This is a genomic window from Acidovorax sp. 56 (assembly GCF_002749705.1).
Lineage (GTDB): Bacteria > Pseudomonadota > Gammaproteobacteria > Burkholderiales > Burkholderiaceae_C > Acidovorax.
Map to the genome: position 1 here is coordinate 1,554,763 of NZ_PEEV01000001.1, position 13,738 is coordinate 1,568,500.

Here is a 13,738-nt window from a genome sequence, read left to right on the forward strand (position 1 = left end):
ATCAGGCTTCCTGGGCGTTGGGCAAAGCAAGCCGAGAGGTGTCCTCCTCCCCCTCCTCAGCCCCCACGCGACCTTCATTGAGGCGCGCAATGTCTTCTGCAGTGATGTCGCCTGTGACGTATACGCCATCAAAGCAAGATGCATCAAAGCCGGAGATGGCGCTATTGAGCGACCCCACGGCCCGCTTCATAGCTTCCACATCCTGGTAAATCAGCGCATCACAGCCGATGGCCTGGCGAATCTCTTCGACCGTGCGACCGTGGGCCACCAACTCCTTGCTGGTGGGCATATCGATGCCGTACACGTTGGGATAACGCACCGGGGGGGCTGCACTGGCCAGATACACCTTGCGGGCGCCGGCATCGCGCGCCATTTGAACGATTTCGCGCGAGGTGGTACCACGAACGATAGAGTCATCCACCAACAGCACGTTGCGGCCTTTGAACTCGCTACCGATCACGTTGAGCTTTTGGCGCACTGACTTTTTGCGGATACCTTGCCCCGGCATGATGAAGGTACGTCCCACATAGCGATTTTTCACAAAACCTTCGCGGTACGGAATGCCCAGCAAATGGGCCAGTTGTGTGGCGCTGGGGCGGCTCGACTCAGGAATGGGAATGATCACGTCAATCTCATTGGGCGGCACGGTAGAGACCACCCGCTTGGCAAGAGCCTCACCCAAATTCAGGCGCGCTTGGTAGACGGAAATTCCATCCAGCACCGAGTCAGGCCGGGCCAAATAGACAAACTCAAAAATACAAGGATTCAACTGTGGTGCCTGAGCGCACTGACGCGAGTGCACCGTACCGTCCAGGGTGATGAAAACCGCCTCGCCAGGTTCAATGTTGCGTTCGAACACCTGCGAGGTGCCCTCCAGCGCCACAGACTCGCTGCCCACCATCACCGTTCCGTCCTGGCTTCGGCCCATCGCCAGGGGACGAATGCCATGGGGATCTCGGAACGCCAACAATCCGTGACCTGCAATCAACGCGATCACGGCATACGAGCCCTTGATACGCTGGTGCACAGCACGTACTGCGGTAAAAACATCCTCGGGTTGCAGTGGCACACCTCGAGTCGCGCGCTCCAGCTCATGGGCAAAAACATTGAGCAGCACCTCGGAGTCGCTCTCGGTATTGGTGTGCCGATGGTCCGTCTGAAACAGCTCTGTGCGCAAGGTCTGCGCATTGGTCAAATTGCCGTTGTGCACTAACACAATGCCGAAAGGTGCATTGACGTAAAAGGGCTGTGCCTCTTCTTCACTGTAGGCATTGCCCGCTGTGGGATAGCGCACCTGACCCAAACCCACATTGCCAGGCAAGGCGCGCATGTTGCGAGTGCGGAATACGTCGCGCACCATGCCCTTGGCTTTGTGCATAAAAAATTTGCGGCCTTGCTGGGTCACGATGCCAGCAGCATCTTGCCCACGGTGCTGCAAAAGCAACAAAGCGTCATAGATCAGTTGATTGACCGGCGCAGTACTGACAACACCAACGATTCCACACATAGTTTTATTCCATCCGATTGCAGAGGGTTCTGCACAAAGCAATTTTCATGGGCGAGTTGCAGGCACGCACTCGCTCATTCCGACAAAGGAAGCAGGCTTCCAAATTTCTGCGGCAGCACAGGCTTTAAAACACCGAGCGCCTCACTCAACACAGGTGCCGACAAAGAAGCAGCCCACCAAGGTTCATCACGCAAAGGCGTCAAGCCCACCAACACAGCAACGGCCAGCAGCAGCACACCGCCGCGTGCCAAGCCGAATCCAGCCCCTAAAACCCTGTCTGCTGGGCGCAGTCCAATCGCCTCCACCAGCTTCTTGGCGAGCCACGCAATAAATCCACAAGCAAACACCGCAGCAATGAACACAACGGCAAACCCACTGGCATAGCTCAGGGCGCTATCGGCATCTGCAATAGGCAGCATGCGCCCCACATCCGCGGCAAACCACTGCGCCACAAAAAACGCTGCCACCCACCCTGCCAAGGAGAGCAACTCAAACACCAGACCACGCCACGCGCCGATCAGCAACGAGGCCGTCAATATGCCGACAAAAATCCAATCCAGAGCATGCATGAAGCAATCAGCGACCGAACAGACTTACAACGTCAGCACAGAGGCCGACAAATCCAGTCCCTTGATGCGCGCAGCAGCCTTGTCCGCCTCCGCACGGCTGGCGTAAGGACCTACACGGACACGGGTTCTTTTTCCATCTTTGGCATCGACGACCTGGGTGTATGTTTTGAGCCCCGCACGCTCCAGCTTGAGGCGCACCTCTTTCGCCTTGTCGGCATCGGCAAAAGCACCGACCTGAACAATGAAACGCTCATCATCCGTGCGATCGGGCGCTGCAGGCGGCCGCACCTCTGCTGCAGGCTTGCTTCGCGCCCCGTCTTCGGTCTTGGCTGGTTTGACCGCCGTAGCACCCGCGCTCTTCGCCTCAGGCTTCGGTGCAGGAGAGGCGGCAGAGCTAGCCTTGGGTGCACTACGGCTGCTGTGGCTGGAAGCAACAATTTCCTCACCATCGCCCAGTGTGGCACTCGCGGCCACCCGCTCCGCACCTGCTCGGCTTTGAGCACCGCTAGACGCCGCAACATTGCTGGGCTTCGCCTGATCGGCATCGCTTTGCCGCACCGGCACCACCAAAGGCGCCACTTTGCCGCGATCAGGAATTTCTATGGGAACGTCTACAGGGATAGGCCTTGGCTGCGTGTCAAACAACAAGGGGAAACCCACAACCCCGAGTAACACCAGCACAGCCGCCCCCATCAAGCGATGCCGGGCGCGGCGCCGCATCACTTCGATGCTCTCGGCCTGGGGAGAACGGCTGCGTTTGGTCGGTTTGTCGGCTGGATCACTTTGACCGGGCCACCGAAACTTGAAAAATGCCATGGGGAAAAAGACTCGTGTGGACCTTATGCGCCCAGATGTTTGGCGTTCAGGCGAGGAGTTCCGTTCACAAGAACCCCGCCCACTGTGTAGAACGAGCCAAAGACCACAATTCTATCAGCCGGGTCTGCCGCATCGACAGCGGCCTGCAGGGCATGCAGCGGATCCGCGAACGCGCTAGATGACACATCCTTGCGACCACCCGCGACCATCTGCACGGCATTCCATTTTTGCAACAGCTCCGCCCCCGTCAATGCCCGGGGCGTTGGAAGACCTGTGAAATACCAGCGATCCACCAATGGCCCAATTTTGGCCAGCATCGGACCCAGGTCTTTGTCAGCCATGGCACCAAACACCGCGTGGGTCACAGGAAAGTAACCCATTGCATCCAAATTGGCCGTGAGCGCCGCTACAGAGTGCGGATTGTGAGCAACATCCAACACCAACGTGGGCTGACCAGGAACAATTTGAAAACGCCCCGGCAAATCAACCATCGCCATGCCATTGCGCACCGCTTGCGCAGTCACCGGAAGCCGCTCCCTGAGAGCCTCATAGGCAGCCAACACCCCCGCTGCATTGACCAATTGATTGGCGCCTCTCAAGGCAGGGTAGGCCAACCCGGCATACCGGCGCCCTCTTCCCGCCCAACTCCATTGCTGCTTGTCGCCGGCTACGTTGAAATCATGGCCGACGCGCCAAAGATCAGCCCCAATCTCCCTCGCATGATCGACCACACTCTGAGGAGCCATCGGGTCACTCACGATGGCAGGGCGACCGGTGCGCATGATTCCGGCTTTTTCACGACCAATCGTTTCCCTGTCCGGCCCCAGGTACTCGATGTGATCAATATCGATGCTGGTGATGATGGCGCAGTCGGCATCAATGATGTTGGTCGCATCCAGACGCCCGCCCAGGCCTACCTCCAGGATGGCAACATCCAGCAGGGCATGGCTCATCAACCGCAAAATCGCCAAGGTCGTGAATTCAAAGTAGGTGAGAGATATCTCACTTCCGCCCATCGTGCGAGCGGCTTCTACCGCCTCAAAATGGGCCAGCAAATCATTGGCACCCACGATTTCCCCATGGACACGACACCGCTCCTGGAAATGAACCAAGTGGGGTGAGGTGTAAACCCCCGTGCGGTAGCCTGCCTGGAGTGCAACTGCCTCCAGCATGGCGCAGGTGGAACCCTTGCCATTGGTGCCTGCCACGGTAATGACAGGACACTCAAATTTCAACGACATCCGGTGCGCAACCTCACGGACGCGCTCCAGGCCCATATCGATACCGACGGGGTGCAGCTGCTCGCAATGACGGAGCCAGCCTTCCAGTGTTTGGGGAATGGTGTGCATACGCAGCCAATTGTCGCCCAGCCTGTGCATGGGGCATGATTTACCCATGAAACAACCTCAAATCACCCTGTACGGCATTCCAAACTGCGACACAGTCAAAAAAGCCAGGGCTTGGCTGACCACCCATGGCCTTGAGCACCAGTTCCACGACTTCAAAAAGAAGGGGGTATCCGCAGAGCGACTTGCCACTTGGTGCAGCGCTGCTGGCCTGGACAAGGTACTCAACCGCAAGGGAACCACTTGGCGCGGACTCACTCCTACCCAACAGGAAAGTGCTGGCCAACTGGAGCATGCACTGGCCCTGATGCAAGCAAACACCAGCCTGATCAAACGCCCAATCGTCGAATGGGGTAGCGAAACCGAGGCGCAACTTACAGTCGGTTTTTCGCCAGAGACTTGGATGAAACACATTCAACCCGGCGCCAAGTGAAGTGGGGCCCGGCCATTTGCAAGCGCCGTGGCTGGTGGCTATTGCGTAGTGAAATGTGAAAAATCACATGGTTTTTACCTAACTTCACATTTCTAGCCCTCAAAACGACGGGGCGGCACTAAACTTTTTGAGCGCATCGTGCGTTGTATGTGCTCACAGACAGGAGCTTCCCATGAAAAAAACCGCCATCGTTACAGCACTTGTAATCTGCGCACTCCCTGCGTTCGCACAAGAGCAGGGACGCGTCCTCTCTTCCACCCCCATCGTTCAGCAAGTCGGCATACCACAACAGGTGTGCGGCAACGAGACTGTATACAGCGGCTCACGCAATACGGGCGCGGGTGCCGTTATGGGCGCTATCGCAGGCGGGGCTGCAGGCAATGCCATCGGCAAGGGCCATGGCAGAACGGCAGCCACCGCATTGGGCGTGATTGGTGGCGCAGTGCTTGGCAACCAGATTGAGGGAAGCGGCCAACCCCAATACCAAAATGTGCAGCGCTGCACCACTGAGACCTACTACGAGAACCGCACTGTGGGCTACAACGTGCTCTACGAGTACGCAGGCCGCCAGTACACCACCCGTACGCAAAATGACCCCGGTGCCTGGATTCCCTTGAGTGTGCAACCGCAAAACGGTCAAAGCTATTCCACACAGCCCAGCGGTTACAGCCAATATGGATCAGGCAACACCTATGTGCAGCCTGGTGTCGTCACTTCCACCTACCCCGCACCAGCAGCCTACGTAACGCCGCCCGTCACGGTTATCGAGTATGGCTACATCGATGGCCGCCGCCCTTACTACCCGCCGCATCATGGCAACCCTTATTGGAGATAACTCCGATTTGGGACAAACCAAAGAGCCCTGAGGGGCTCTTTTTTCATGGCCTCACGAGAGTTTGAGTTGGGTGGTACCTGAAACGAATCGCTCCATAGGCCCTCTGGCCTAAAATCAAAAGTTGAATTCTTTTTGCACACACGACCATGACCACCCAAACTATCGACGGTGTGACCGTCAACACCCAGGCCAATGTGTACTTTGACGGTAAGTGCGTGAGCCACGGCATCACCCTGGCAGATGGCACCAAAAAATCGGTGGGCGTGGTGCTGCCAGCCACGTTGACGTTCAATACCGGCGCACCAGAAATCATGGAATGCGTCGCTGGCTCCTGCGAATACAAGCTGGACGGGACGGACACTTGGATTCCATCCAATCCAGGCGAGAAATTCAGCATCCCTGGCAACTCGAAGTTTGACATCCGCGTCACCGAGTCGTACCACTACATCTGCCACTTCGGCTAAATCCTGCAACCGCAACCCCCCCAGCACATGGCCACCATTCTTCAAAATCTGCCGACAGGGCAAAAAGTCGGCATCGCCTTTTCAGGCGGCCTCGATACCAGTGCGGCCCTGCACTGGATGAAGCTTAAGGGCGCAGTCCCTTACGCCTACACCGCAAACCTCGGACAGCCCGATGAGCCGGACTACGACGCTATTCCTCGTAAAGCCATGGAATATGGCGCCGAAAAGGCCTGCTTGGTCGATTGCCGCTTGCAATTGGCCCATGAGGGGATTGCAGCCCTCCAGGCTGGCGCGTTCCACATCTCCACAGGTGGTCTGACTTACTTCAACACCACCCCCTTGGGCCGTGCCGTCACCGGCACCATGCTGGTGGCGGCCATGAAGGAAGACGATGTCAACATTTGGGGAGATGGCTCCACCTTCAAGGGCAATGACATTGAGCGCTTCTATCGCTATGGTCTGCTGACCAACCCGTCTCTGAGAATCTACAAGCCCTGGCTAGACCAACTGTTCATCGACGAACTGGGCGGTCGTGCTGAAATGTCCGCGTTCATGACCAAGGCTGGCTTTGGCTACAAGATGAGCGCGGAAAAAGCCTACAGCACCGACAGCAACATGCTGGGTGCCACGCATGAAGCCAAGGATCTGGAGTTCCTGAACAGCGGCATCCGCATCGTCAACCCGATCATGGGGGTTGCTTTCTGGAAAGACGAAGTCGAAGTCAAGCGCGAAGAGGTTTCGGTGCGCTTTGAGGAAGGCCAGCCAGTTGCTCTCAACGGTGTGGAATTCAGCGACCCTGTCGATCTGATTCTGGAAGCCAACCGCATCGGCGGACGGCATGGCCTGGGCATGAGTGACCAGATCGAAAACCGCATCATTGAAGCCAAGAGTCGCGGTATCTACGAAGCCCCGGGCCTGGCACTGTTGCACATTGCCTATGAGCGCCTGGTCACAGGCATTCACAACGAAGACACCATTGAGCAATACCGCATGAACGGCCTCAAGCTAGGCCGACTGCTGTACCAAGGCCGCTGGTTCGACCCGCAAGCCATCATGCTGCGTGAGACAGCCCAGCGCTGGGTGGCTCGCGCCGTCACCGGCACGGTGACGCTGGAACTGCGCCGTGGCAACGACTATTCGTTGCTCAACACCGAAAGCCCAAACCTCACCTACGCTCCAGAACGTTTGTCGATGGAAAAGGTGGAAGATGCGCCGTTCTCCCCACTCGACCGCATCGGTCAGTTGACTATGCGCAATCTGGACATTTCGGACACCCGCGACAAGCTGGGCGTTTACTCTCGAGCAGGGCTGCTGCTGCCAGGTTCACAAAACGATCTGCTGACCCTGACTTCGGGACAAAAATAACGCGGTGATTGCACCTAAAAAACGGCCCTCATTTTGAGGGCGTTTTTTTGCCCAAAATAATCATTTAAATCATTTTTGCCATAAAATATTGATCACATTTCATTCCACTCATTGGAGGTCAGCCATGCAGTCCATTTCTTTGCTGTCTAGATGGTTCATAAAAATTGCAGCGGCGTCATTCATTGCGATGCCTGTCTGGGCCCTACAGCCTCCCTCCGGCGAAGTCATTCTGACCATTTCAGGAAAAATTGACGATGCCAACCGGGAGAACACAGCGGTATTTGACCTGGACATGCTGCAAAAACTGCCCCAGCAGACTTTTGTGACCAAGACGCCTTGGGACAAAAACCCCACCAAGTTCACAGGCCCCCTCCTCCGCGATGTACTGGGAGCTGTAAAGTCCAGCGGAAAAACGCTGACAGCCTTGGCCTTGAACGACTACAAAACGACCATCCCCGCTGAAGATGCGGCGTTGTTCGATGTCATCATCGCCCACCGCATCGACGACATGCCCATCTCTGTTCGCACCAAGGGGCCGCTGTTCATCATCTACCCGTTTGACTCCAAGCCAGAGCTGAAGTCATCCAAATACTACGGCCGCTCTGCCTGGCAGCTGCAATCCATCAAAGTCGACTGATCCCATCGATGCCAGCTCGCCGCACCAACCAGCGTTACCTGTTGTGGCTTGCGCTGGGCACCATATTGATGGCAGCAGCCATGGCTGTTTTGCTTGTGCTGCAGCTCACGCAACAGCAAGCCATTCGCAAAAGTGGGGATTTGCGCAGCGACTCGATCACTGCACTCACGTTCCAATTGGAACGCGAGTTTCTGCGCCTTCGGCAGTCGATGGAGCTGGCTTCACGGAGCAAACCACCCCTGGCCCTGGATGAGTTGCGGCTGCGCAGCGATATTTTTGCCAGTCGCTTTCAGCTGATGCACGACACGCCAAGTACCACGGCCTTGCAAGAGAGGGAGGAGTACACCAAAGTCATGCCCCGGCTTGAGGCTTTGGTGACGCAAGTGGATCGGCTGCTACAGAACGGTCATAGCCCTCAACCGCACGAGCTGCGCCCACTGCTTGCCGAGCTCAATGAACTGGGGCCGGATGTGCAGGAATTGACGATGGCGGCCACGAGCCATATCGCAGGGCTACTGGAAGAGCAAGAGTCCACCATGCTCACCCAAGGTCAGCAAATCATGGCTCTGATCTTTGCCCAGCTGGTCCTTCTGCTACTCGCTGCAGGTGCCTTGGCGTGGCGCCAGACCAGGCAAGAGCAAGAACGCATTGCCCTGCAGACGCTGACAGATAACCTTCGGGCTGCGAACAATGCAGCAGAAGAAGCCAACCGAGGGAAAAGCCAGTTTTTGGCCAACATGAGCCATGAATTGCGCACCCCCTTCAATGGCGTTTTGGGCATGTTGACGCTGCTGGAGCGCACGCGCCTGGACGGCAGCCAGCGGGAATATGTCTACACAGCCCGCAACTCGGCAGATCACCTGCTGTCCCTGCTGAATGACATTCTCGACGTCTCTGCCATGGAGTCCGGCAAGATGGGTATCCACCCCATCGCCATCCCACTGCAGCCCTTGGTAGACAGCATTGATCAACTCATGCGCCCACTGGCAAGCCAAAAAGGGCTGGGCTTTGCCATCCACACAGCGGCAGACCTTCCCACATGGGTGGAAGCCGACGGCACCCGCCTCAAGCAGATTGTTCTCAACCTGGTGACCAACGCCATCAAGTTCAGTGACAGCGGCGCAGTGACGGTGAAAATAGGACGAGCCCCTCAAGCCACAGCGGGCACCGAAGGTATTTACCTGTTTCAGCTGGAAGTAGCTGACCGGGGCATCGGTATGGATGCAGCGACCTTGGCCCGCTTATTCGAGCGGTTCACCCAAGGAGATGCAAGCACATCCCGGCGTTTCGGGGGAACAGGCCTGGGGCTGGAAATTTCTCGCAACCTGGCTCGGCGCATGGGGGGCGACATCACAGTCCAGAGCGCGGAGGGCCATGGCAGCACATTCACCGTCACACTCCCCTTGCAGGAGGCTGCCCCACCCAATACAGCCACACAGCCCAGCGAACTGCCAGCACCGTTACAACCAGAGCTGACGGGGCTGGACATCCTGGTAGCCGATGACCAGATGGTCAATCGAAAGTACATGGGAGCGCTGCTCATCAGCATGGGGCACCACCCAAGATTTGCAGAAAACGGAGAACAGGCCTGTCTTGAGATTCAGAAAAAGCCGCCAGACTTGGTGCTGATGGATCTGCATATGCCGATCATGGATGGATTCCAGGCCACCCAGCAAATTCGCCAGTGGTCTCAATTTACCAAGGTACCCATCGTTGCCTTGACCGCAGACGTGTTTGCAGAAACCCGCCAGCGGGCCAGCGATGTGGGCATGAATGCGTTCATCAGCAAGCCCGTGAGCGTGGACACGATCCAGTCCCTGCTTGCAGACATGTTCTCTGCCAACGAGAAAAGCGCCCCTGCCACATCCTCTGTAGCGGACCTTCAGGAAGCGCACTGCGCCCCCATAGCATCCGCAGAGCCCGAGGCACCAAAACCCGCCGCCCAACGTGCCCCACGCCGGCGCTTTCGCTCCGGGGATGTCACGGCACATATCAACATGCCCATGGTGGGAGAGGTCTGCATCGGCGTGAACGTTCAAGGTTACCGATCTCTGCTGCAAGGCTACTTCAGCGATGAATCAGGCAGTCTCGACGCGTTGTTGCAAGCCTTGCAAGAGGGAGAACCTGAGAGCTTACGCTCAGCCGCCCATGGGTTCAAAGGTGCCTCTGCCAACCTGGGGTTCCAGAAGCTGGCGGACTTGGCCTTTGAATTGGAAAAACACGAGGAAAACGGCAGAAGCCTTCGAGAGGCACAGACGCAGTTGCTCGCGGCCTGGGAGATGACCCATGCGCTTTGCCTGCGCATGGGGCTGACCGATGTAGAGAATGTGCTCGACCGCCACCGCAACCCACCAGCCACCACCGACAAGACCCCAGCACCCGCCTGACGCCGGGCTACACGCGAAAGCGTCTGGGTCAAACCACAACAGGTTCAGGCTCCAGTCGAATGCCAAACCGCTCGTACACGCTGGTCTGTATGGCCTTGGCCAGCATCATCACTTCGCCACCGGTGACGCTGTCTTGCTCCGTACCTCGGTTCACCAGCACCAGCGCCTGCTTCTCGTAGACACCGGCTTTGCCAATCGATTTGCCACGCCAGCCACAGGCATCAATCAACCAGCCAGCGGCCAATTTCACGCTGCCGTCTGGCATGGGGTAGTGCACGATTTTGGGCTCTCTGGCGATGATGTCTGTGCATTGCTCTGGGGTGACCGTCGGGTTCTTGAAGAAGCTACCGGCATTGCCCACCACAGCCGGGTCAGGCAACTTGGCCCGGCGAATCTCGCAGATCCACTCAAAAATCTGCCACGCATCGGGGCAATCCACGCCCGCTTGCTCCCTGCGGCGCTCTAGGTCCAGATAGCCCAGCACGGGCTGCCAGGGGCGAGGCAAACGAAAACGCACGTGGGTGATCACCGCACGCCCAGCCAGCCCCATGTTGCGCAAATCTGCGCCTGGCACAGCAGGGGTGGAAGCACCGTGCTTGAACACAGAATCACGATACCCAAACGCACATTGCTCGGCCATCAAGGTGAAGGACTGACCCGTGCGCATATCCACTGCGTCCAGCGACTCAAAGCGGTCTTGCAGCTCCACGCCATACGCACCAATGTTTTGCACTGGCGCGGCCCCTACCGTGCCTGGGATCAGCGCCATATTCTCAAGGCCTGGATAACCATTGCGCAGCGTCCACGCCACACAGTCGTGCCACAGCTCACCCGCCCCCGCTTCGACAATCCAGGCCTTTGGGGTCTCTTGCACCAGACGAAAACCCTTGATCTCCATCTTGAGCACCACCGGCTTGACATCTCCCGTCAGCACGATGTTGCTACCGCCTCCAAGGACAAAGAAGGGGGCATCACACAACTCAGGCGCTGCGCGCACTTGCAACAAATCAGCCGCGCTCTGGATGCGCACCAGCGACAACGCGCGAGCGGCAATACCGAAGGTGTTCCAGGGCTGCAAAGGGACGTTTTTCTCGACTACCATTGCCAGGATTGTCGCACCGGGGCAACCGTGCGCGACTGCCCCTTTTGTTTTGCCAAGCCAGTGAAAGCCGCTATGCCCTCCTTTGATACCGTTTGTGAAGCCAACCTCGTAGAAGTCAAAAATGCGGTGGAAAACACCGTCAAGGAGATCTCCACACGCTTTGACTTCAAAGGGACCTCCGCCAGCATTGAGATCAAAGACAAAGAGATCACCATGATCGGCGACGCTGAATTTCAGCTCACGCAGATCGAAGACGTTCTTCGCAACAAGCTGACCAAACGCAGCGTGGATGTCCGTTTCCTCGACAAGGGCGACGTGCAAAAAATGGGCGGAGACAAGGTCAAGCAAGTCATCAAGGTACGCAACGGCATCGAGAGCGAACTGGCCAAGAAGATCCAGAAACTGCTCAAAGACAGCAAGCTCAAGGTGCAAGGCGCCATTCAGGAAGACAAGGTCCGCGTCTCAGGTGCCAAGCGCGATGACCTGCAAGCGGCCATGGCACTCATTCGCAAAGACGTCACAGACGTCCCGCTGTCCTTCGACAATTTCCGCGACTGACACCGCAGATGAAATACACACCGGCACTGGCCTTCTCCCTGGCGCTCGCTCTTCTGAGCCCCACGCTGGCGTCTGCTCAATCGGCGGTCGCCCTGGCAGGCATTTTGGGTGGCAAGGCCTTGCTGGTGGTCAATGGCGGCGCGCCACGCGGTGTAGGCGCAGGCGAGAGCCACCAAGGCGTCAAAGTGCTGTCGGTCGGCAAAGAAGACGCCGTGGTGGAGATCGATGGCGCTCGGCGCTCGCTGCGCCTGGGCGAAGCGCCGGTGAGCGTGGGCAGTGCCTCCGCCGGCAAGCGTGTTGTGCTGGCCGCAGACAGCCGGGGCCATTTCATCAACACTGGTCAGATCAACGGCCAGCACATGCAGTATGTGGTGGACACGGGTGCATCGTCGGTTGCCATTGGCAAGACAGACGCTGACCGCATGGGATTGAAATACCTGCAAGGCCAGCCCATGCGCTTGAGCACCGCCAATGGGGTCGCGCAGGGCTGGCGTATCCGACTCGATTCGGTACGCATTGGCGATGTAGAAGTGTTTGGCATTGACGCCGTGGTCACCCCCCAACCCATGCCTTATGTGTTGTTGGGCAACAGCTTCCTGGGCCAATTTCAGATGACCCGCACCAACGACCAAATGGTGCTGGAAAAGCGCAACTGAGCCTCATCACCATGTCGGCCCCCCTGCCCTCAGGCAAACCACACCACGACGGTGAATACGAAGACCTGCTCAGCCTCTGGTCTGACCTGGAGTCAGCGCTCTCGCTACTGCTGTCCAAGCCCCTGCTGGTGCAGGACTTTTCAGCAAAGATCCGGCAGCTGGATTTGTGGCTGCAGGACCTGGTGGCGCACGACAACGATGCAGCGCTGTACCTCATGTTTCAACTGGCGGCCACCTCCACCGCAGGCTACAGCGCATCGCATGCACTGGTGTGCGCTACGCTGTGCGACATCATGGCCCGCGAGCTGAAGCTGCCTGCCAACGAGCGCGACAGCCTCGTGCGCGCGGCGCTCACCATGAACATCGGCATGACAGTCTTGCAGGACGAGCTGGCCGAGCAACGCGAAAAGCCGACGCCACCGCAAAAAGAAGCCATCCAGAGCCACCCGCTGGACAGCCAGGCCCTGCTGGAACGCGTCTTCATCAACGATCCCTTGTGGCTGGATGTGGTGGGGCAGCACCATGCGCCGATTGCCGATCGGGTGCCACTGGCCACCCAGGCGCCGCAGGACCGCCTGACCCGCATCCTCGGGACGATTGACCGCTACGCGGCCATGATCAGCCCCCGCAAATCACGCGCTGGCCGCAGTGCCACCGACTCCGTCCGGGCCATTGTGGGCCAGGAGGTTGAACAGCACGATGAAGTGAGTTACGTCTTGGTGCGTGCCATCGGCCTGTGCCCACCAGGCACTTTTGTCCGGCTCGACAACGGCGACACCGCCATTGTTCTGCGCCGCAGCGACAAGGCCAACCACCCGCTGGTCGCCAGCCTGCTGGACCGTGCAGGCCACCACAAACCCCAGCCCATCTTGCACTCCACCGCACTGGGCAAGCCCCGTATTCAGTCAGCGCTGGCGCGCTCCGCCGTGACCGTCGACCTGCACCACCAGACCATGGTGCGGCTGGGCCTCTATGCAGCCCAGCACCACACCGGTATCCACCACTTGGTCACCACACCCGCCACACTCGGATTGCAGTGAGCCCCGGGCATGCGTGCCCACCC

The 13,738-nt window shown here is 58.2% G+C and carries 14 protein-coding genes; 9 read left to right on the top strand and 5 right to left on the bottom strand.

Annotated features, from left to right (window positions below):
- Position 1: 1 nt before the first annotated feature.
- The 4 genes from purF to folC all read right to left on the bottom strand — a co-directional run bounded on the left by purF (position 2) and on the right by folC (position 4,241).
- On the bottom strand, positions 2–1,507 hold the full coding sequence (gene purF, locus CLU88_RS06840; RefSeq protein ID WP_099655944.1) for an amidophosphoribosyltransferase: 1,506 nt from the start codon (positions 1,505–1,507) through the stop codon (positions 2–4).
- A 74-nt stretch (positions 1,508–1,581) separates the two neighbouring features.
- On the bottom strand, positions 1,582–2,076 hold the full coding sequence (locus tag CLU88_RS06845) for a CvpA family protein (RefSeq protein WP_099655945.1): 495 nt from the start codon (positions 2,074–2,076) through the stop codon (positions 1,582–1,584).
- A 24-nt stretch (positions 2,077–2,100) separates the two neighbouring features.
- Positions 2,101–2,892 carry an SPOR domain-containing protein gene (locus CLU88_RS06850; RefSeq protein WP_099655946.1) on the bottom strand — a complete coding sequence of 264 codons (792 nt, stop codon included), beginning with the start codon at positions 2,890–2,892 and terminating at the stop codon, positions 2,101–2,103.
- A gap of 23 nt (positions 2,893–2,915) precedes the next feature.
- The gene (folC, locus tag CLU88_RS06855) at positions 2,916–4,241 is read right to left on the bottom strand and encodes a bifunctional tetrahydrofolate synthase/dihydrofolate synthase (protein ID WP_099658700.1); all 1,326 of its coding nucleotides are present in this window, start codon (positions 4,239–4,241) and stop codon (positions 2,916–2,918) included.
- 46 nt (positions 4,242–4,287) lie between these two features.
- Between folC and CLU88_RS06860 the strand changes: the two genes are divergently transcribed.
- The 6 genes from CLU88_RS06860 (at position 4,288) to CLU88_RS06885 (ending at position 10,359) form a co-directional block, all read left to right on the top strand.
- Positions 4,288–4,671, top strand: coding sequence for an arsenate reductase (locus CLU88_RS06860; RefSeq protein WP_099655947.1), 384 nt, complete (start codon positions 4,288–4,290; stop codon positions 4,669–4,671).
- A gap of 172 nt (positions 4,672–4,843) precedes the next feature.
- Positions 4,844–5,506, top strand: a complete 663-nt coding sequence (locus CLU88_RS06865; protein ID WP_099655948.1) for a glycine zipper 2TM domain-containing protein — start codon at positions 4,844–4,846, stop codon at positions 5,504–5,506.
- A 146-nt stretch (positions 5,507–5,652) separates the two neighbouring features.
- On the top strand, positions 5,653–5,970 hold the full coding sequence (locus CLU88_RS06870; protein ID WP_099655949.1) for a pyrimidine/purine nucleoside phosphorylase: 318 nt from the start codon (positions 5,653–5,655) through the stop codon (positions 5,968–5,970).
- A 27-nt stretch (positions 5,971–5,997) separates the two neighbouring features.
- Positions 5,998–7,335, top strand: coding sequence for an argininosuccinate synthase (gene argG, locus CLU88_RS06875; RefSeq protein ID WP_099655950.1), 1,338 nt, complete (start codon positions 5,998–6,000; stop codon positions 7,333–7,335).
- A gap of 124 nt (positions 7,336–7,459) precedes the next feature.
- On the top strand, positions 7,460–7,972 hold the full coding sequence (locus CLU88_RS06880) for a hypothetical protein (protein WP_233205391.1): 513 nt from the start codon (positions 7,460–7,462) through the stop codon (positions 7,970–7,972).
- A gap of 80 nt (positions 7,973–8,052) precedes the next feature.
- A complete protein-coding gene (locus CLU88_RS06885) occupies positions 8,053–10,359 on the top strand; it encodes an ATP-binding protein (RefSeq protein WP_158235582.1) in 2,307 nt (768 codons plus the stop codon).
- Positions 10,360–10,387: 28 nt separating this feature from the next.
- Here CLU88_RS06885 and murB read toward each other — a convergent pair whose 3' ends face one another.
- Positions 10,388–11,461 carry a UDP-N-acetylmuramate dehydrogenase gene (gene murB, locus CLU88_RS06890; RefSeq protein ID WP_099655953.1) on the bottom strand — a complete coding sequence of 358 codons (1,074 nt, stop codon included), beginning with the start codon at positions 11,459–11,461 and terminating at the stop codon, positions 10,388–10,390.
- 72 nt (positions 11,462–11,533) lie between these two features.
- Here murB and CLU88_RS06895 point away from each other — a divergent pair, with 72 nt between their 5' ends.
- From CLU88_RS06895 to CLU88_RS06905, 3 genes are read left to right on the top strand one after another with little or no spacing between them, the layout of a single operon-like run.
- Positions 11,534–12,019, top strand: coding sequence for a YajQ family cyclic di-GMP-binding protein (locus CLU88_RS06895; protein WP_099655954.1), 486 nt, complete (start codon positions 11,534–11,536; stop codon positions 12,017–12,019).
- Between the two features lie 8 nt (positions 12,020–12,027).
- The gene (locus tag CLU88_RS06900) at positions 12,028–12,675 is read left to right on the top strand and encodes a TIGR02281 family clan AA aspartic protease (RefSeq protein ID WP_099655955.1); all 648 of its coding nucleotides are present in this window, start codon (positions 12,028–12,030) and stop codon (positions 12,673–12,675) included.
- An 11-nt stretch (positions 12,676–12,686) separates the two neighbouring features.
- The gene (locus tag CLU88_RS06905) at positions 12,687–13,715 is read left to right on the top strand and encodes an HD-GYP domain-containing protein (protein WP_099655956.1); all 1,029 of its coding nucleotides are present in this window, start codon (positions 12,687–12,689) and stop codon (positions 13,713–13,715) included.
- The last annotated feature ends 23 nt before the right edge of the window (positions 13,716–13,738 follow it).